Origin of the sequence: Pseudomonas sp. lyk4-R2A-8, from assembly GCF_030209095.1 — a bacterium.
Lineage (GTDB): Bacteria > Pseudomonadota > Gammaproteobacteria > Pseudomonadales > Pseudomonadaceae > Aquipseudomonas > Aquipseudomonas quebecensis.
Window position 1 is genome coordinate 1 of record NZ_JARVSS010000014.1, and the last position, 17,587, is coordinate 17,587.

The window sequence follows — 17,587 nt, forward strand, 5'->3', positions numbered from 1 at the left end:
GGCACCGTGATGAGGTGGATTCAGACCGACCTACCACCCTGACCGTGCAGCAATCCGGTGAGCTGCTTGATTACGTTCAGGCATTGAGGGACTGGCCTGCAGCGGTCGACTTCCCGGAGAAAGAGGCTCGCCCCGTTCCTCCCAGCTGGATCGCTGAACAAACACGCTGACGGTATCCCCCTGTAACCTGCCCGCCTACAAGTGCCCGCGCTCGCCCAACCGGCGCGCGCGCGGCAGCCTGTGCACTGTCATTCCATCACAGCGCAGGCACCAACCCATGGCCGATTATCTCCACGGCGTGCGGGTCATCGAACTCAACGACGGCACCCGCCCCATTCGCACTATTCCCACCGCAGTTATCGGCATGGTTTGCACGGCTGAAGATGCGGACCCTTTCGTTTTCCCTTTGGATACGCCCGTCCTGCTCACCAACGTGCAAAGCGCCGTCGGCAAAGCCGGCATCAAGGGGACGCTCGCGGCGAGCCTGCAGGGCATCGCCGATCAGACAAAGCCCTACGTCATCGTGGTGCGCGTCAAAGAAGGCGCCGATGCTGCGGCCACCACAAGCGCCCTGATCGGTGGCACCACACCGACCGGCCAGTACACCGGCATGAAAGCCTTGCTCGCCGCCAAGTCACGAGTGGGCATGACGCCGCGCATCCTCGGCGTGCCGGGCCTGGACAGTTTGCCGGTGGCCACCGCCCTCGGCGCAATCGCCAAAGACCTGCGCGCCTTTGCCTACGTCAGCGCCTGGAACTGCAAGACCAAGGAAGAGGTAGTGGCGTACCGCGAGAACTTCGGCGCACGCGAAATGATGGTGATTTGGCCGGACTTCCTGAACTGGGACACCGTCGCCAACAAGACCACCACGGCTTCGGCCGTTGCGCGTGCCCTGGGATTGCGAGCCAAGATCGATCAGGAAACGGGCTGGCACAAAACCCTCTCCAACGTGGCTGTAAGCGGTGTGACCGGTATCAGCGCCGACGTGTTCTGGGATCTGCAGAACCCAGCCACCGACGCCAACTACCTCAACAGCAACGAAGTGACCACGCTCATCAACGCCAACGGCTTCCGCTTCTGGGGTAGCCGCACCTGCAGCGACGATCCGCTGTTCGCCTTCGAAAACTACACCCGCACCGCGCAGATCCTCGCCGACACCATGGCCGAGGCGCACATGTGGGCGATTGACCGCCCAATGCACGCCTCCCTGGTGCGCGACCTGGTCGAGGGCGTGAACGCCAAGATGCGCGAGATGAAATCCCAGGGCTACCTGATCGGCGGCAGCAGCTGGTACCCGGACGACATCAACACCAAAGACACCCTCAAGGCCGGCAAGCTCTGGGTGGATTACGACTACACCCCTGTGCCGCCCCTGGAAGACCTCACCTTCCGCCAGCGAATCACCGACCGTTACCTGATCGACTTCGCCAAGGGCATCAACAGCTAAATCGGGCCTCCCCGCAAGGGGAGTTCGCCCTGAACACGTTTCCCGGAGAACACCGCTATGGCAATGCCTCGCAAGCTCAAAAACCTCAATCTGTTCAATGACGGTAACAGTTACCTCGGCGTGGCGAAGACCGTCACCCTGCCCGCCCTGGGCCGCAAGATGGAAGCCTATCGCGGCGGCGGCATGAATGGCCCGGTCAAAGCCGACCTCGGCTTCTCGGACGACGGTATCCAGTTCGAATGGAAGACCGGCGGTCTGGACCTGATTTCCCTGCGTCAATTCGGCGCCGTCAATGCCTCCAGCGTGGCTCTGCGCTTCTCTGGCCCGTATCAGCAGGACGATACCGCCGAAGTCAGCAACGTGGAGGTGGTCGTGCGTGGTCGCCACGAAACCATCGAGATGGGCGACGCCCAGCCCGGTGAGGACACCGAACATTCCATGACCACCACCTGCAGCTACTACAAGCTGACCGTGGACGGTGAAGAAATCATCGAAATCGACCTGCTCAACTTCGTCGAGAAGGTCAACGGCGTGGACATGCTGGAGAAGCACCGAACCGCCATGGGCATCTGACCCGCCCGCTCGATCAAGCCCCACACTTCAATCACCAGGAGCAAACCCAATGAAGAACGAAACCATCGAACAGCCCGACGTGCAGCAGCTGGCCGACGACAACACCGTCACCCTCGACACGCCGATCCGTCGCGGTACCACCAGCATCGACAGCATCACCCTGCGCAAACCGAACTCAGGTGAGTTACGCGGCGTAAGCCTGGTGGAGCTGCTGCAGATGGATGTAGGCAGCCTGATCAAGGTTCTGCCGCGCATCAGCTCGCCGAGCATCACCGCCATCGAGGTTGCCAGCATGGACCCGGCCGACCTACTGGCCTTGAGCAGCAAGGTCTCTGGTTTTTTGTTGCAGAAGTCGGCGAAGACGGATGCATCCCTCGTCGCGTAGAAGACGCCATGGCCGATCTGGCCGTGGTTTTCCACTGGGCACCGGCTGACATGAATCAGCTGGGCCTGCAAGACCTGATGGACTGGCGCGAGCGCGCCAGGGTGCGGAGTTCCACCGATGGCGAATGATCTGAGACTTCAGGTGCTGCTCAGCGCCATCGACAAGGCCACAGGTCCGCTGACGAAAATCACGGGAGGGAGCAAGGAAACCGCACGCGCCCTCAAAGCCGCTCGTGACCGTCTCAAAGAACTCAACACCCAGCAACGCGACGTGAGCGCCTGGCACGAGCAGCAAGCCGCCACGCGCGCGACATCTGAGGCGCTCGCGGCCAACAACGCCAAGGTGGGCGAACTCGCCCGCGAAACCGCCAAGGTTCGTCAGCAGCTCGCACCGACCCAAGCGCTTTTCGAGAAGTCCCGTCAGAAGGTCGACGCGCTCAAAGTCAGCCAGGTCGACCTCAAGCGCGAACTCACCGGGACACGCAATGCCCTGGGCTTGTTGAGCGACGAACACCGGCAGTCCGGCAGTCGGATCGCCGCGCTCAATGCGGTAATGCAGAAGGGTAATGTCCTGACCCGCGAGCAGCGGGACGAATACACCCGCCTCACAGCGGCACAGCGGGAGCGTAAGGCCCAGCTGGATCAGCTCGCCGCCAAAGAAAAAACCTTGGCCGACCGCTTCACCCTGAATAACGCACAGTTGCGCACCAGTCGCGCAGGACATGCAGGCCTGCGCGACGAGATCCGCCGGCTGGAAACACCGTTCAAGGACCAGCTCACGCTCCTGAAACAGCACACCGCCGAGTCGAAACGCCTGGGTGAGCAGTACGGGCAGCAGCAAGTAAAACTTGCCAACCTCGGCGCGCAGCTTAAGGAAGCCGGCATCAACACCAGTGCCCTGGGCGCCCACGAGTTGAAGCTCAAGCGGGATATCGACACAGCCACCCAGGCCATGAAATTGCAGATGGAGCACCTGGACGCGCTGAAGCGCAAGCAGGACAGCCTGGCAAAGGCGCGGGCCACCTATGACAGAACCCAGGCCCTGGCCGGCAGCGTTGCTGCAACTGGCGCCGGTAGCCTCGGTGCGGGCTACGCCGCCAGCCGCCCCGTGGTGTCGGCAATCAAAGCCTTCGCCCCGAACGAGGACTCGGCCACGCAGCTCAAGGTGTCGATGATGGGCGACACCGGCAAAGTGTCGGAGGACTTCCAGAGAATCACGGACCTGGCCACCAAGCTTGGCGACCGGCTGCCAGGCACCACGGCCGACTTTCAGAACATGATGACCATGCTCCGGCGCCAGGGGCTTAGCGCGCAGAGCATCCTGGGTGGCACCGGTGAGGCGGCCGCCTACCTCGGCGTCCAACTCAAGATGGAAGCCACCGAAGCGGCCGAGTTCGCTGCCAAGATGCAAGACGCCACCCGTACCACCGAGAAAGACATGATGGGGCTGATGGACACCATCCAGCGTGGCTTTTACGCGGGTGTGGACCCCGGCAACATGCTGCAGGGCTTCAGCAAAATCGCGCCGGTGATGGACGTCATTAAAAAATCAGGAATCGATGCAGCCAAGGAACTGGCACCGCTGCTGATTATGATGGACCAGGCCGGCATGGAGGGTGGTTCCGCCGGCAACGCCTTCCGCAAGATCTTCCAGGCAGGACTGGACAAGGACAAGGTCGACAAAGCCAACAAAATCGCAGCGGGTGCCAACAAGGGTATCTCGCTGAAGTTCACCAACGACGACGGCAACTTCGCGGGGCTGGAGAACCTGTATGCGCAGGTGGAAAAGCTCAAGGTTCTGAATGACACCGACCGGACCGCCGTAATCTCCAAGCTGTTCGGTGACGATGCCGAAACCCTGACCACCTTGAACACGATGATGAACAAGGGGCTAGCTGGGTATCAGGAGGTGCAACAGAAGCTGCAGAGCCAGGCCGACCTGCGCACCCGTGTCAACGAGCAGCTCGGCACACTGACCAACGTCATGGAAGCGGCCGAGGGCAGCTTCACCAACGCCATGGCCGAGTTCGGCGCGGCAGTCGCTCCCGAGCTAAAGGAGCTGATCAACACACTGGGCGAACTTGCCAACGGTGTTGGTGCCTGGGCCAGGGAAAATCCTAAGTTGGCCGGGGGCCTGGTCAAAGTCGTGGCGGCTGTAGCCGTTGCAGCCGTGGTCTTCGGCACATTGGCATTGACCATGGCAAGCATGCTCGGCCCTTTCGCGGTGCTGCGTTATGGGATGGCGATGTTCGGCATACGCCTGGGCAGTATCAAGGCTCAATTGATCGGCACCCGCATCGCGGCCGCAGGCGCCGGTGTAGAAGTCGGCCGGATGGGAAGGATCTGGAAAACCGTCACGGCCAGCCGGGCCGCCGGCGGCATGGTGAGCGTCATCCCGACGTTGATCAGTTCCGCACGGCTAGCGGCGGTCAGCGTGTTGCCAATGCTCAGCGGCGCAATCAGCACGGTAGGCGCGGCCATACTGGCTACCCCGGTCGGGTGGCTGATCGCCGCTGTCGCAGGCCTGGTTGCTGCTGCATTGCTGATTTACAAATACTGGGAGCCGATTAAGGGCTTCTTCCTCGGCTTCTGGCAGGGACTCACAGAAGCCCTGCAGCCGGTGCTTTCCGGTTTCAGCAAGTTCGGCGAGTTGCTGGCCAGCTTGGCGAAAGCGGCCTACTCCATTCCGGTCGTGGGCTCTGCACTGCGGCTGCTCGGCAGCATCGTGCGTCCGCTGTTCAACATGATCTCTTCAGGCATCAGCGGCGTAATCGGTTGGTTCAGCGACTTATTGAAACCGGTCGAAGACGTCGGCAGCGCCGCGCAGTCGATGGGCCAGCGCTTCGGCGCCGCTATCGGCAACATGATCATGACTTTGTTGCAGAGCATCAGCTCAATCACCACCGGCGCGGTCAACCTATGGACCAGCGTCAAAGCCAGCTTTGACCAGGGGCTGACGGGCATCCTGCAGTTGATCATGAATTTCAGCCCGCTTGGCATGTTCTACCAGGCGTTCGCCGGCGTGATGAATTACTTCGGCGTGGAGCTGCCGGGGAAATTCGCCGAGTTCGGTGGGATGATCGTCAACGGCCTGGTCAACGGCCTAACCGCCGGCCTCGGTGCCGTGAAAGGTGCCATCGGATCCATCGGCGATTCCAGCATCGGCTGGTTCAAGGAAAAGCTCGGCATCCACAGCCCATCGCGGGTGTTCGCTGAGCTGGGTGGCTTTACCATGGAAGGGCTGACAAAGGGCCTGGAGGGTGGACAAAAAGGCCCGCTCAACGCGCTGTCGAGCATGGGCAAACAACTCACAGCCGCCGGTACGCTGGCTCTCAGTGCGACCGCCATGCCTGCGCTGGCAGTCGATGATCGTCCCCCCATCAGCAGCGCGGGCGCACCAGCGGTGTACGACAGCCACGACACCTACCAAATCACAATCCAAGCGGCGCCGGGCATGGACGTACAGGCCATGGAAAAAAGCCTGCGCGCGATGCTGAGCAAGATTGAAAACGAGAAACGCGCCCGTCAGCGCAGCAAGTTATCGGACCGGGATTAATCACCATGATGCTCAGCCTCGGCATGTTCGTATTCAGCCTATCGACCCTCGCTTACCAGGAGCTGCAGCGCCAAACGAATTGGCGCCATGCCAGCAACAGCCGTGTCGGCGCGGCGCCTGCACTGCAATTTGTCGGGCGCGGTGAGGACACCATCACCCTGCCCGGCATCCTACTGCCGGAACTGGCCGGCAGTACTCTGAGTCTGGACGCCCTGCGCCTGATGGCGAACACCGGCAAGGCTTGGCCGATGGTCGAGGGCACCGGTCGAATTTATGGCTTGTGGGTCATCGAAAGCTTGAGCGAGACCAAGACGCTGTTTTTCCGCGACGGCACGCCACGGCGCATTGAGTTCACGCTGACTTTAAAGCGCACCGATAACGACCGTATCGATCTGCTCGGTGCTGCGACCAGTACTGGCCTCAGCATTCTGAGGGGGCTGCTGTGATTGACGCCGCGCTGTCCAAGGTCACCGGTTTCCTCAGGGACACAGCGGAGCGTTTCGTTCGGGACGCCGCTTACCCCGTGCCGGCGTTCCGCCTGATGGTAGACGGCAACGATATCGCTCAGAAGATAAGTCCGCGGCTGATGAGCTTGGATCTGACCGACAACCGTGGCGTCGAGGCCGATCAGCTCACTATTACTCTCAGTGACCACGACGGGCTGCTGTCGATTCCACCCAAGGGCGCCGTGCTGCGTTTGTGGCTGGGCTGGAGCGACACCGGCCTGGTAGACAAAGGCACTTACACCGTCGACGAAACCGAACACAGCGGCGCGCCCGACGTGCTCAGCATCCGCGCGCGATCAGCAGACCTGCGAAAGGGCCTCAAAACCAAACGCGAGCGCAGCTGGAGCAACACCACTCTCGGCGAAGTGCTGGCCGATATCGCCATTGGCAACGGTCTCACAGCCACCATCGCTGGCGCACTGGACGGCCTGCCGATCCTGCAGCTCGACCAGGCCAACGAATCCGACGCCAACCTGATCAGCCGCCTGGGCGAAGAGTTCGATGCGGTGGCCAGCGTTAAAGCCGGGTGCCTGCTGTGCCTGCCGGCGGGCGGCGGTAAGACTGCCAGCGGGCTGGATCTGCCGCACATCACCCTCACTCGCGCAGATGGCGACCAGCACCGGTACCTGCAAGCCGACCGCGACAGCTATGACGGTGTGCGGGCCTATTACTACGATGTGAACAGCGCCAAGAAACAGGAAGCCATTGCTGGCGGCGGCGACAACCTCAAGGACCTGCGCCATACGTACAGCGATCAGCAGTCAGCGCTGCGCGCGGCCCGTGCGGAGTTTCGGCGCCTGCAACGCGGCAGCGCCACGCTCAGCTACAGCCTGGCAATGGGCCGGCCGGACCTGATCCCAGAGTTGACCTATACGCTCCAGGGCGTGAAGGCGGAGATTGACGAAATCATTTGGTATGGCGGGAACGTGCAGCACAGCCTCACCGCTGACGGTGGCTACACCGTGAGTTTGGAGTTGGAAAGCAAACTGCCAGAAGACAACGTCGAGGACATGGCGGAAGAGGATAAAGGCAACTACACGGGAATCATTGCTCATTATCGCGATGAGAAAACCGGGAAGGAAAAAACAGTTACGGCAGGAGATCAGAGCAGGCCGAGGCGACTGCACTGGTTGTATGCCACAGAAAAATCGGCCAAGCGGGCCGTGGATCGGGAGTGGAAGAGAGTTCAAGCTGACCAGCAGGCATAAACCCCGGAGCATGTCCGGGGCCTGCTAGCGTTTAATCTGTTGCCTGAGTGAAGACCTCCAACAACCTCAGCAAATCTTTCTGGCGCTGGTGGCTGATCAATCGGAACATTGCCAGCAACATCACCTCCTGATCGCTAAGGCAGCTCGCATCTACGATCTGCACTTTGCTCACTGATACACCGCTGTTCTCCATCATGCGAATACTCCTTTCACACGCAACGGGGACTCGGCGCCCACACGGCGCCGTTAAAGTTTCCCGGGGAACAGCTAATTTCCAACACGTTTTGCCGTGTCATCGGACACTGGGCAAATAAATTATGTGTTTTGTTACGTCACTGAGCTGGATTAAACGGGGGTAGCGTCATGTACACGCCGTTCTCACCCCAGCCTTGCAAGTTGCCTTTGGCATCAACCACATAATGTTCGTTGAAATCAGTCTCCGGGTCATCGAGACGCAGGCCGCCGTCCGGGAGCTGCTTGCCAACATACGTGGCTGTGTTCTTCCCCCCACTAGGAAAAACGGAGTCGATCAGGTACTTGTCACCCTGTTTGAACAACACCATCACGTATCCCGGCGCGCCATCCCGTAACCAGCTCCCAATCCTGTTGGGGTAGGCCTTCAGGTCAAGCGCTTTCAGGGTCTGGTAATCGTGTAGGCTCAAACCGATAAGCGAGGCTTTATAGTCGGGATCAAACGTGGCATTTGCCCAGAAGGCCCTATCGGATTGCCCCTCGATGCGGAATCCGATGAAGGTTCTGTCAGCCTTGAACTTAGTATCGGCACGAACGGCTTCAGCCACTTTCGCGAGGTCAGCGTTGTTTAAGCGCTTAGGAAGCAGGACTTCAACTTTACGAGGCCGGCCTTCGCGGAAGTCATCTTTAGTGATTACGTAGGCAGTGGGCAAAGCAGCAGTTGAAGCATCTTGTTTCGCAGTCAATTCAGCAGGGTTGTCTTTACTCGCGATCGAACACATCGAAACAGCAACAACGACTAGGACCAACAATGTCACTAGCCTGAATACCTTCTGGCCCGAGCTCAGGCCGGGATTTTTAGCGCCGCAGTTGGGACAGACTTTTGCGGTGGCATCCACGTTGTGCTTACAGGATTTACAGGGTTTCAACGCCATCCGAACAGCTCCTTTCTTTTTCACACAAAAAACCGACCTTCATGGTCGGCGTTTCAAATCCATTTCTCCGGGTGCAATTCGCTACTTTTGCGGTTTGTTGCCTGCCAGGCTCGCAGCACTCGCAAATGCCGCCGCCGTTCGCAACAGCACATTACGGTCGTCCTCGGACATCTGCCGCAGGTTCCCCAACACGGCTGATTCAATCTCGCTGAGGTTGTTGAGATCGATATCGACGCGAGCGCCGGTCAACACGTAATGCACGTCAACCCCAAGCTCTTGCAGCCCAGAAAGGTAGCGCACGTCGGGGGAGCTGGACCCAAGTTCATAGGCCTTTTGAGTCCCACGGCTTACCCCAGCGGTGACGCCAAAGTCGGTCTGGTTTTTACCCAACCGCTCGCGTTCTTCCCGCAGGCGTTCACCGACCCCTGAAGAAATGAGCATTTTTTTGATCAATATAAGTTGACTTGAACAGAAATCTGCCCAAGAATCCTTCTCGTCGAACACGATTAAACACGGACGAACACTATGCATGCCCTACAGACCCCCGAGCAAGCCCGCGCGCTTCTTGATCGCGAGGGTAAAAGCATTGCCGAATTTAGCCGCCAACATGGCTTGAACAAAAATTTGGTCAGCGACTTGCTGAACGGCCGGAAAAAAGGCCGTCGAGGTGAAGCGCATCGAGCAGCTGTATTGCTCGGGATCAAAGACGGCCAGATCACAAACTAGGGCCTCTGGCTCCAAGGGGAAACCAGAAGATGAAACGCCCAGTTCTAGACAGCAGAAAAAGCGTCGTCATGGCCGTCATCGGCGCCTACCCAGGCGGTCGGGAATACGCCTCGGCAGACCTCGGCATGCCGCTGAAGAAGTTCGACAACCAAGCCTACGAGAACGCCGGTAGCCGCCCGCTCACCGACGAACACATCCGTCGTCTGGAACAAGTCGCCGGCACCACTTTCCTGGCCGATTACATCGCCTCCATGTACGGCGGCATGTTCGTACCGCTGAGCCTCCCGGAAACCTTGGACAACGTGGAGTTGTACAGCCGCTCGCTCAAGGCCTCGGCCAAGCGGGGCAAGGTCGACCAGATCATGTCTGCGGCTCTGGACGACGGTGTTATTGAAAAGCGTGAAGCCGACGCAATCATCGCTGCACTTATTACCTACATGTCGGCCCGTTACGCCGAGGTGTTTGCGACGATCCAGCTGTACAGTCAGGGAGCCAGCCTGTGAGTACCTACAAGCTGGTCTGCCCTCACTGCCACGGCCGCATGCGCATTCGTACCAGCGAAGGCCAGCACATCTTCCTGCGCATCACCTACCTGCAGTGCACCAATGAAGCCTGCGGCTGGGCGGGACGCGCTGAATTTCAGATGACCCACGAATTGAGCCCCAGCGGCATGCCCAACCCGGCGGTGAAGCTGCCGATTGCGGACGTGGTCATTCGTCGCCAGGCAATGAAAACCGCCAATGATCAACCCGATCTGCTGGACCAAATGGAAATGGAGGCCGAAACCATATGAACACCATCCCCCTGACGACGAACCCGGCCAGTGACTACCGTGCAGCAATGCAACAAGCGGCGGTGGCCTACCTCTACCGTCATCGTTGCGAGCACCTGGCCGGCGATTGCCAACTGCTGGACAACTGCGTTCGGTATCTGACGCTGTCGCTTGAGGTACCCCAGCACCTGGTGCAGCGCATCGCTGAACTTGCCATTGCGGAGTTTGAAAGCATGACAAGCAAGCGCGTTGCCTGGCTTGGTGTACACCCCACAAGCGACCCGGTCCGCCCGGTGATCTGGCTGCTCGACAACCGCACCCAACAGCGACATCCCGTTTCGGCACGGTTGCTACCCACGCGCTTGCTGCTGACTCGCAACCTCCCGAACTAACTCACCCCTGCCCCTGATGAATGCCCGCACCGCGTGGGTAGGGGGAATTTGCAACTTACTGGTGGCCCAAATGAGCAAAATCACCATAAAACTGGAGCTGGACGAACTACAGGCGCAGCAGTACCTGCTGTGGTTGACCAGCCAGTACGAAGTCACCATGGCTGATATTTGGTACTCCGATCGCTACCGGAATGTGCCGAGCGGTCAGCGGGCGCCCAAGGTTCTTGCGGACTTGCCCTATCTGGCAGGCATCTGCAAGACGCGCAGCGAGCTGAAAAAACAGCTCGTTGTTACGGCTGCGGAGCATGTGCAGTGATTCGCAAGCCCATGGAAGACAAGATCCGCGCTGACGTGCTTCAGCGTCTGGAGTCTGATTACGGCCTTCAGCACATGAAAGGCACGCATTACATGCGTAAGGGCACCTGCCCGCAGTGCAATCAGAAACGTTTGTTTTCGCGCCACGATGAACCCTGGTTCATCCGGTGTGGCCGCGAAAAAAACTGCCGGTATATGGCTCCGACCAAAGAGCTGTACCCGGACCTGTTCGACGACTGGAGTAAGCGCGCACCTGCAACCCGTGACGAGCCCGCCGCCAGTGCAAAAGCGTACCTGACGTTTGCCCGAGGTTTCCGCGTCGAGCTGTTAGAGGGCTGGTACACCCAGGAAAGCTACTTTGATCGCGACCTGAATATTGGCTCTGCCACCGTGCGCTTCGCCCTGGAGCACGGTGGTTACTGGGAGCGCTTGATCGATCAACCGTCACGGTTCGGTAAGAAGAAGGCACGCTTCCAACCCCTCAAGAGCTACAGGGGCCATTGGTGGTGCCCGCCGTGCGTGGATCTGCTTGAAGTAAACGAGCTGTGGATCGTTGAAGGCATCTTCGACGCCATAGCGCTCATTCAAAACGGTATCTCTGCGGTTGCGGCGCTGTCCTCAAACGCCTTTCCAGAGGAATCACTGAAGGCCCTGGTCACCGCTCGCGGCGGTAAAACCCCCAAACTGGTTTGGGCGCTGGACAACGAGCCAGGCGCTCACAAGTACACCCGCATGTGGGTCAACCGTGCCCGCGAACTCGGTTTTATCTGCGAGGCAGCCCAGGTTTCACAGCCCGACGCCCGGAAGGTTGACTGGAACGATCTGCATCAACGCTGGGCATTTATCGACGATGAAAAAGTTCGCGCTGATCGCATAGAAACGGACCTGAGAGAAGCCCGCCACCAGGGCGCCCTGCTGATCGCAGAAAGTGCCAGCGACAAGGCATTGCTCATGTACCAATGGCGTGAACGGGAGGAATTCCACTTCTGTTTCGACTCGCGCCTGTACTGGTGGAAATTGGACTTGGCGAAATACAACAGCGCCAAGCAAGCCCTCGAAAAGAGCGATGGTCACGAAGCCCAAACACTCAATGAAAAGCAGCTTCGGGAGAAGGCGCTGAACGTGGCCGGCTGCGTCGTCGAGATCGCCAACTGCTACCCCAAAGCCCTCTATTTCCAGCGCAACGAGATCACCGACGAGTCCTGGTACTTCTTCCGCGTCGACTTCCCGCACGACGGCGGTTCCGTGAAAAACACCTTCACGGGCGGTCAGGTCGCCGCTGCCAGCGAATTCAAGAAAAGACTTCTCGGCATGGGTGCCGGAGCCGTGTTCACCGGCAGTGGACAACAATTGGACAAACTCATGAAAGACCAGCTTTTCGGTATCAAGACCGTTCAGACCATCGACTACGTGGGCTACAGCAAGGAATACCACTGCTACGTGTTCAACGACGTCGCCATCCGCGAAGGCCAGGTGATCCACATCAACGAAGAAGAGTTTTTCGAGATGGGCAAGTTGAAGCTCAAGACTCTGCAAAAGGGTGTGAAGATCGATCTGGAAAAGGACAGCAAAAAATACGATGACCAGTGGCTTGGGCTTCTGTGGCAGTGCTTTGGCGCCCAGGGCATCGTGGCGTTGACCTTCTGGTTTGGCTCGTTGTTCGCCGAACAGATCCGCAGCCGGTACCAGTCGTTTCCTTTCCTTGAGGCCACTGGCGAGGCCGGCGCCGGCAAGACCACGTTGCTCACACTGCTGTGGAAACTCGCGGGCCGCGACGGATACGAAGGATTTGACCCGTCCAAATCCACCAAGGCCGGCCGCAGTCGCTTGATGGGTCAAGTATCTGGCATGCCCATTGTGCTGCTGGAATCAGACCGTAGCGGCGACGACAAGGCCCACGCCAAAACCTTCGAATGGGACGAACTCAAGGATTACTACGGCGGCGGCACCCTGGCGACCAAGGGTGTGAAAACCGCCGGTAACGAAACTTACGAACCACCGTTTCGCGGCACCATTGCCATCAGCCAGAACGCCCCTGTGGTGGCGTCAGAGGCGATCATGACCCGGATCGTCAAACTGCATTTCGTGCGTCCGAACGTCACCGCTGAAAGCCGTGCGGCGGCAGATCGGCTCAATGCGCTGGAAGGTTCGAGACTCAGCAACTTTGTGTTGCAGGCAGTGCGTAAAGAGCTGGAGGTGATGGATCTGTTCGGCCAGCGGATAGCGGGCTACGAGGCAAAGTTGCGCAACCTGCACTCCCATTGCTTTGCCTGCGACACCCCATTCAAAGACGAGCACAGCGAATGCAGCCATTGCGGCAACAAGCTGCGCGGCTACATCCGGGTGGAGCGAATCAATAAGAACCACGCCCAAATGCTCGCCCTGCTCGACTGCCTATGCATGGTGGTGCCGCTCACCGACGCGCAGGTGGAGCACACCCGCTCGCAGATCATCCGCATGGCGATTGAGCGCCAAGCCTCGATCAGCTCCGACCATCCGGTAGTTGCTGAATTCTGGGAGGTTTACGAATACCTGGAAGGCCTGGACGCCGAAGGCCCAGTGGTCAACCACAGCAAGAAAGACCACATCATCGCCATCAACCTCAACGACTTCGTGAAATGCGCCGCAGAAAACCGGCAGAAAATTGCTGACGTCGGCGAGCTGCGCGAACGCCTAAAAGACTCCCGCTCGCGGAAGCTGCTCGACGTCAATAAGGCGACTGACAGCGCGGTACGGGCTCATCAGGCCAATAAGACCAACGCCGTCGTTACGAAGCAACCCATCGTGAAGTGCTGGCACTTCCAGGCCTGATTCATCAGCGGCAATACCTGCCAGGCGCTGCAACGCCTGACACCACCCAAAGGAGAAGCACCATGCATGTACAAGTCATCACCGGTGACGGCCCAGACGGCGAGAACAATCGCCTGCGGCACATGAAAGAGCTGAAAGCGTGGTTCACCCGGCCAGCGAAAGTCATTCATGCCGAAGCGTACGACCCAGCCGGACTGATCACCATTCTAGAGGTCCGTGCGGAGACTGAAACAGAGTTACTGGTGCTGGAATGCAGCCGGGAGCAGATCCAGGCAGTGCTGGAATGGCAGTCGCAAACGGATGATTTTATCGAGTATGAAAACCTGCTGCTGCACCTGGTGCGCAAGCAAAACCCAACGGGCGAAAGCCGATAAGAAGGTGGTGCCGAGGGGCTGCAACCCCTCGACACCGACCACCCAAAGGAGAAGCACCATGCAAGTGAATCAACCCAAAGGCGGCATCGCAGAGGCTACCACAACCCCGCTTGCCGTCGGCGACAAGGTCAGCTACGTCGCAATGAGCGGCGGTGGCCGGGAATATCGCCTCAGCGCACGTAAAGGCGTGATCGTAGGGATCGAAGGTAACGTTGCCACCCTGCGCGCGACCAACGGCCGCAGCGTTACGCAGCCCCTCGATAAGCTGACGCCCGAAGGCCAGCCCAATGCACTGACACGCATGGTTATGGGAGGGCTGTGATCAATGCCTAAGCACGTTGGCCCTGAACGCGAGCGTCCGACCATGGCAAGCCATCGGTTTGACCTGCCGAGCCGCTGCGATATCTGCGGCAAAGCACGCTCCACCCGCAAACACCAGAAATGTAGCCGTATTCGCCAACAGACCAAAGTGGCGGAATGGGCGGCTTTCATGGCCGAGCGTGAAGCTGCCAGACAGAACAAACCGCGTCGATACGCACACTGATACCCAACACAGGCGGGACACGGGGAGCTGCAACTCCCCCACTGCCTGAAAGGAGAAGCACCATGCTTAAACGTACCCTCACCCACTTCCACCTCTGCTGCGGACTCGGCAGCGGCGCCGCCGGCTTCAGCGACTCCAAACCAGTCCTGGGCCCCGTGCACGCTGAATGGCGCTGTCTGGGTGGCGTCGACGTCGACCCGGCCGGCTTGCGCGACTTCCAGATGATGACCGGTGTGCGTGGCACGCTGATGGACCTGTTCACACGCGAACAGTACACAGCGTTCCACGGCCAGCAGCCGCCAGCCGGTTGGACCGAGGCCACCGCCGAGGATCTGCGCCGCGCCGCCGGCAACGAAGACCCGGACGCGGTATTCATCAGCAGTCCCTGCAAGGGCGCATCGGGCCTCCTTTCGGAGACAATGAGCCAGACTCCCAAATACCGAGCGCTCAACGAGCTGACGTTGCGGTGTGTGTGGCTGATGTGCGAAGCCTGGAAGCACCAACCGGTGAAGCTGATCGTGTTCGAAAACGTGCCGCGCCTGGCAACCCGTGGCCGCTACCTGCTGGATCAGATCACCAAGTTGCTCCGCCATTACGGCTATGCGGTGGCGGAAAGCACCCACGACTGTGGCGAAATTGGCGGGCTGGCACAGAGCCGCAAGCGTTTCTTGCTGGTGGCCAGGCACGTCGAGCAGGTCCCGGCGTTCTTGTATGAACCTGAAAAGCGGAGCCTGCGCGCTGTCGGTGATGTACTAAGCCGCATGCCGCTGGCCGGCGATATCGATCAGGCGGGGCCGATGCACCGGGTGCCGGCATTGCAGTGGAAAACTTGGGTACGCCTGGCTCTTGTTGAGGCGGGCAAGGATTGGCGCAGCCTGAGTCGGTTTGCGATTGAGGACGGTCATCTTCGTGACTTCGTGATCGTGCCGGAATACCACAACGGCGTGCTCGGGGTTGTCGATTGGGACGATACAGCCGGCGTGGTTGCAGGTGCGAGCCGGCCCATGAACGGCAAGTTTTCCGTGGCAGATCCGCGCCCGACCAGCAAATTCGAATACACCCAGTACGGAGTGCTGCCCTTTGACCGCCACTGCGGTGTGGTCACCGGTCAGCGCAGCCCAGGACAAGGGACATTTAGCGTTGCTGACCCGCGCATGGGCGGCGAACGCCACAATAATGTGTTCCGCGTGGTACGTAATGACCAAGCCGCCGGCACGGTTACCGCAGGCCACGGCCCCAGCTCCGGTGGGCAGGCCGTAGCCGACCCACGCCAACCGTCCAAAGGCTTCGGTAAGTACCTGGTCACCGACTACAGCAAGCCCGCAGGCACAGTGATCGCCGGCAGCACCACAGGGCAAGGCGCTTTCGCCGTGGCAGATCCTGCTTACAAAAACTGGCACCCGAACGCCAGCACCCAAAAGCTGCGGATCACGCCCTGGTGCGAGAGCGCCAAAACCGTGACAGGGTCACAACAGGTTGCCAGCGGGGCTCTATCTATCGCAGATCCGCGCCCAGGCATGTCGCGCTCCAAGGGCGATGCGTACTTGACCGGCGGGCACTACGGAGTTGTCGACTACAACACTCCGGCCGGCGCAGTGTCTGCCAGCGCCTGCCACGACAACGGCCGGTGGTCGGTTGCCGATCAGCGCATGCCAGCGCCCAATGACCGGTTGACCTGCATGATCACCAGCCTCGACGGCACCTGGCACCGGCCCTTCACCACCTTGGAGCTGGCCGCGCTGCAATCGCTGTTTGATCCAGAGGACCACTGGTCATCAGACCCGCAGACCGCCCATGAGATTGAGCGGATGCAGCGCGTTCGCAAGATCGAACAGGCTGGGGTCTTCATGCTGGACGGCATCAATGATGGCAACCACCGGGAGCGGATCGGCAACGCGGTACCGCGCGCGGCAGCGAGAGCGATGGCCGACGTGTTTGGCATGACGCTGCTGCTTTCTGAGGCTGGAGAGACGTTCACGCTGAGCAACGTGTCAGTTTGGGTGCAGCCGGTAGCGATTGCGCTGAGCGTGGCGCAACAGGAGGTTGGTCATGTCTGACCTCTTCTTCTTGCAGGACAGCCGTAGCAATGTCGGCAGCCGGGCCATGTTCTGGCGAGCGGGCGGCGGCTACACCTCGAACCTGAACGAGGCTGAGCAGTTCAAGCGCGAGCCCGCAGTAAAGCAGTACGAATGCCGCGAAACCGACCTGCCCTGGCCAGTGGAGTACGTACGCACCCGAGCAGAGGTCGGCGTTGACTGCCAGTACCTCACCAGGTCAGAGGCCGAGGCCTACCGCAACCAAGACGGCCGTGTATACATCGCCTACGCACGCGAGTGGGACGGCAATGATCTTGTGTGGCGCGGCGGCAAAGGCCCAACCGCTAACCTGGATGACGCCATCCACCCGGGCGCGGTAGATGCCGCTGGATACCTGGCCCAAGGTTTCGTGCTTTGGCCATGCGGATATATCGTCGAGCGTTCCCGGCCGGTGGTCCCGGCCGCGCTGCTCGACCACAAGCAGGCACTAAGCTCAGTCGGCCTCAAGATGCCCAGGCTCAAGCGCCCGCGCAACCACATCTACAGCGACAGGCTCAACTGCGAAGGCTGCGGGCGTTTTCTCAGCGAGCGTCAGCGCTTCGACGACTGCCCGAACTGCGGCGCGGGGAACGCACCATGACCGTATTCCTTTTGCTTTACCTGTGCGCAGATGCGACCCGTACGGATTGCCAGGTGGTAAGGGCTGATAGCTGGAATGGCCCTCACGCCTACGAGCAATGCTCCGACGTCGTGCCAGGCCTGACTGCGGCGCTCACTGCGCCCAATCGGAAACGCCATCTGTTTGTTTGCGAGATA

General features: G+C 60.0%; 22 protein-coding genes. 19 read left to right on the plus strand and 3 right to left on the minus strand.

Features of this window, described 5'->3' with window-relative positions:
• The first annotated feature begins 44 nt into the window (after window positions 1-44).
• The 8 genes from QRN10_RS25185 (at window position 45) to QRN10_RS14460 (ending at window position 7,674) form a co-directional block, all read left to right on the plus strand.
• Entirely contained in the window at window positions 45-170 is a 126-nt protein-coding gene (locus tag QRN10_RS25185; RefSeq protein ID WP_350310266.1) for a phage tail assembly chaperone, read from the plus strand.
• Window positions 171-277: 107 nt separating this feature from the next.
• Complete coding sequence (locus QRN10_RS14430; protein ID WP_285428597.1) at window positions 278-1,447, plus strand: phage tail sheath protein; 1,170 nt, start codon at window positions 278-280, stop codon at window positions 1,445-1,447.
• Between the two features lie 57 nt (window positions 1,448-1,504).
• Window positions 1,505-2,020, plus strand: a complete 516-nt coding sequence (locus QRN10_RS14435; protein ID WP_285428598.1) for a phage major tail tube protein — start codon at window positions 1,505-1,507, stop codon at window positions 2,018-2,020.
• Between the two features lie 49 nt (window positions 2,021-2,069).
• Window positions 2,070-2,405: a phage tail assembly protein gene (locus tag QRN10_RS14440; protein ID WP_285428599.1), complete on the plus strand. Its 336-nt coding sequence runs from the start codon at window positions 2,070-2,072 to the stop codon at window positions 2,403-2,405.
• An 8-nt stretch (window positions 2,406-2,413) separates the two neighbouring features.
• Window positions 2,414-2,533: a GpE family phage tail protein gene (locus QRN10_RS14445; RefSeq protein ID WP_198712365.1), complete on the plus strand. Its 120-nt coding sequence runs from the start codon at window positions 2,414-2,416 to the stop codon at window positions 2,531-2,533.
• Window positions 2,523-5,960 carry a phage tail tape measure protein gene (locus QRN10_RS14450; RefSeq protein WP_285428600.1) on the plus strand — a complete coding sequence of 1,146 codons (3,438 nt, stop codon included), beginning with the start codon at window positions 2,523-2,525 and terminating at the stop codon, window positions 5,958-5,960. Before QRN10_RS14445 ends, QRN10_RS14450 begins: the two co-directional genes overlap by 11 nt.
• A gap of 5 nt (window positions 5,961-5,965) precedes the next feature.
• The gene (locus tag QRN10_RS14455; protein ID WP_198712367.1) at window positions 5,966-6,406 is read left to right on the plus strand and encodes a phage tail protein; all 441 of its coding nucleotides are present in this window, start codon (window positions 5,966-5,968) and stop codon (window positions 6,404-6,406) included.
• A complete protein-coding gene (locus QRN10_RS14460) occupies window positions 6,403-7,674 on the plus strand; it encodes a phage late control D family protein (protein WP_285428601.1) in 1,272 nt (423 codons plus the stop codon). The genes QRN10_RS14455 and QRN10_RS14460 overlap by 4 nt, the downstream gene beginning before the upstream one ends.
• Before the next feature lie 31 nt (window positions 7,675-7,705).
• On the opposite strand, the gene QRN10_RS14465 is transcribed toward QRN10_RS14460, so the two are convergent.
• From QRN10_RS14465 to QRN10_RS14475, 3 genes are all read right to left on the minus strand, one after another.
• A complete protein-coding gene (locus tag QRN10_RS14465; RefSeq protein WP_198712369.1) occupies window positions 7,706-7,870 on the minus strand; it encodes a hypothetical protein in 165 nt (54 codons plus the stop codon).
• 136 nt (window positions 7,871-8,006) lie between these two features.
• Window positions 8,007-8,801, minus strand: coding sequence for a zinc ribbon domain-containing protein (locus QRN10_RS14470; protein WP_285428603.1), 795 nt, complete (start codon window positions 8,799-8,801; stop codon window positions 8,007-8,009).
• Window positions 8,802-8,882: 81 nt separating this feature from the next.
• Entirely contained in the window at window positions 8,883-9,305 is a 423-nt protein-coding gene (locus QRN10_RS14475; protein WP_416146527.1) for an XRE family transcriptional regulator, read from the minus strand.
• Window positions 9,306-9,326: 21 nt separating this feature from the next.
• Here QRN10_RS14475 and QRN10_RS14480 point away from each other — a divergent pair, with 21 nt between their 5' ends.
• From QRN10_RS14480 to QRN10_RS14530, 11 genes are all read left to right on the plus strand, one after another.
• Complete coding sequence (locus QRN10_RS14480; protein WP_082036869.1) at window positions 9,327-9,527, plus strand: DNA-binding protein; 201 nt, start codon at window positions 9,327-9,329, stop codon at window positions 9,525-9,527.
• Window positions 9,528-9,556: 29 nt separating this feature from the next.
• Window positions 9,557-10,030: a YmfL family putative regulatory protein gene (locus QRN10_RS14485; protein WP_285428605.1), complete on the plus strand. Its 474-nt coding sequence runs from the start codon at window positions 9,557-9,559 to the stop codon at window positions 10,028-10,030.
• Entirely contained in the window at window positions 10,027-10,320 is a 294-nt protein-coding gene (locus QRN10_RS14490) for an Ogr/Delta-like zinc finger protein (protein ID WP_191955231.1), read from the plus strand. Before QRN10_RS14485 ends, QRN10_RS14490 begins: the two co-directional genes overlap by 4 nt.
• Window positions 10,317-10,691 carry a hypothetical protein gene (locus QRN10_RS14495; RefSeq protein ID WP_285428606.1) on the plus strand — a complete coding sequence of 125 codons (375 nt, stop codon included), beginning with the start codon at window positions 10,317-10,319 and terminating at the stop codon, window positions 10,689-10,691. The genes QRN10_RS14490 and QRN10_RS14495 overlap by 4 nt, the downstream gene beginning before the upstream one ends.
• Before the next feature lie 70 nt (window positions 10,692-10,761).
• Window positions 10,762-11,007, plus strand: coding sequence for a hypothetical protein (locus tag QRN10_RS14500; protein WP_285428607.1), 246 nt, complete (start codon window positions 10,762-10,764; stop codon window positions 11,005-11,007).
• Window positions 11,008-11,018: 11 nt separating this feature from the next.
• Window positions 11,019-13,817: a toprim domain-containing protein gene (locus QRN10_RS14505; protein ID WP_285428665.1), complete on the plus strand. Its 2,799-nt coding sequence runs from the start codon at window positions 11,019-11,021 to the stop codon at window positions 13,815-13,817.
• A gap of 62 nt (window positions 13,818-13,879) precedes the next feature.
• A complete protein-coding gene (locus tag QRN10_RS14510; RefSeq protein ID WP_285428608.1) occupies window positions 13,880-14,191 on the plus strand; it encodes a hypothetical protein in 312 nt (103 codons plus the stop codon).
• 58 nt (window positions 14,192-14,249) lie between these two features.
• A complete protein-coding gene (locus QRN10_RS14515; protein ID WP_285428609.1) occupies window positions 14,250-14,513 on the plus strand; it encodes a hypothetical protein in 264 nt (87 codons plus the stop codon).
• Between the two features lie 3 nt (window positions 14,514-14,516).
• Window positions 14,517-14,735 (plus strand): hypothetical protein, encoded by a 219-nt coding sequence (locus QRN10_RS14520; RefSeq protein ID WP_285428610.1) that lies wholly within the window; start codon window positions 14,517-14,519, stop codon window positions 14,733-14,735.
• Window positions 14,736-14,797: 62 nt separating this feature from the next.
• Window positions 14,798-16,792 carry a DNA cytosine methyltransferase gene (locus tag QRN10_RS14525; RefSeq protein ID WP_285428611.1) on the plus strand — a complete coding sequence of 665 codons (1,995 nt, stop codon included), beginning with the start codon at window positions 14,798-14,800 and terminating at the stop codon, window positions 16,790-16,792.
• Window positions 16,785-17,411, plus strand: coding sequence for an FmdB family zinc ribbon protein (locus QRN10_RS14530; protein WP_285428612.1), 627 nt, complete (start codon window positions 16,785-16,787; stop codon window positions 17,409-17,411). The genes QRN10_RS14525 and QRN10_RS14530 overlap by 8 nt, the downstream gene beginning before the upstream one ends.
• Window positions 17,412-17,587: the final 176 nt, after the last annotated feature.

Excerpts from the sequence above, each read along its gene's own strand:
- QRN10_RS14495 (WP_285428606.1), top strand. The coding sequence starts at position 10,317 with ATGAACACCATCCCCCTGACGACGAACCCGGCCAGTGACTACCGTGCA.
- QRN10_RS14465 (WP_198712369.1), bottom strand. The coding sequence starts at position 7,870 with ATGATGGAGAACAGCGGTGTATCAGTGAGCAAAGTGCAGATCGTAGAT.
- QRN10_RS14525 (WP_285428611.1), top strand. The coding sequence starts at position 14,798 with ATGCTTAAACGTACCCTCACCCACTTCCACCTCTGCTGCGGACTCGGC.
- QRN10_RS14520 (WP_285428610.1), top strand. The coding sequence starts at position 14,517 with ATGCCTAAGCACGTTGGCCCTGAACGCGAGCGTCCGACCATGGCAAGC.
- QRN10_RS14430 (WP_285428597.1), top strand. The coding sequence starts at position 278 with ATGGCCGATTATCTCCACGGCGTGCGGGTCATCGAACTCAACGACGGC.
- QRN10_RS14505 (WP_285428665.1), top strand. The coding sequence starts at position 11,019 with ATGGAAGACAAGATCCGCGCTGACGTGCTTCAGCGTCTGGAGTCTGAT.
- QRN10_RS14500 (WP_285428607.1), top strand. The coding sequence starts at position 10,762 with ATGAGCAAAATCACCATAAAACTGGAGCTGGACGAACTACAGGCGCAG.
- QRN10_RS14480 (WP_082036869.1), top strand. The coding sequence starts at position 9,327 with ATGCATGCCCTACAGACCCCCGAGCAAGCCCGCGCGCTTCTTGATCGC.
- QRN10_RS14440 (WP_285428599.1), top strand. The coding sequence starts at position 2,070 with ATGAAGAACGAAACCATCGAACAGCCCGACGTGCAGCAGCTGGCCGAC.
- QRN10_RS14530 (WP_285428612.1), top strand. The coding sequence starts at position 16,785 with ATGTCTGACCTCTTCTTCTTGCAGGACAGCCGTAGCAATGTCGGCAGC.
- QRN10_RS14445 (WP_198712365.1), top strand. The coding sequence starts at position 2,414 with ATGGCCGATCTGGCCGTGGTTTTCCACTGGGCACCGGCTGACATGAAT.
- QRN10_RS14515 (WP_285428609.1), top strand. The coding sequence starts at position 14,250 with ATGCAAGTGAATCAACCCAAAGGCGGCATCGCAGAGGCTACCACAACC.
- QRN10_RS14435 (WP_285428598.1), top strand. The coding sequence starts at position 1,505 with ATGGCAATGCCTCGCAAGCTCAAAAACCTCAATCTGTTCAATGACGGT.
- QRN10_RS14450 (WP_285428600.1), top strand. The coding sequence starts at position 2,523 with ATGGCGAATGATCTGAGACTTCAGGTGCTGCTCAGCGCCATCGACAAG.
- QRN10_RS14455 (WP_198712367.1), top strand. The coding sequence starts at position 5,966 with ATGATGCTCAGCCTCGGCATGTTCGTATTCAGCCTATCGACCCTCGCT.
- QRN10_RS14485 (WP_285428605.1), top strand. The coding sequence starts at position 9,557 with ATGAAACGCCCAGTTCTAGACAGCAGAAAAAGCGTCGTCATGGCCGTC.
- QRN10_RS14470 (WP_285428603.1), bottom strand. The coding sequence starts at position 8,801 with ATGGCGTTGAAACCCTGTAAATCCTGTAAGCACAACGTGGATGCCACC.
- QRN10_RS14510 (WP_285428608.1), top strand. The coding sequence starts at position 13,880 with ATGCATGTACAAGTCATCACCGGTGACGGCCCAGACGGCGAGAACAAT.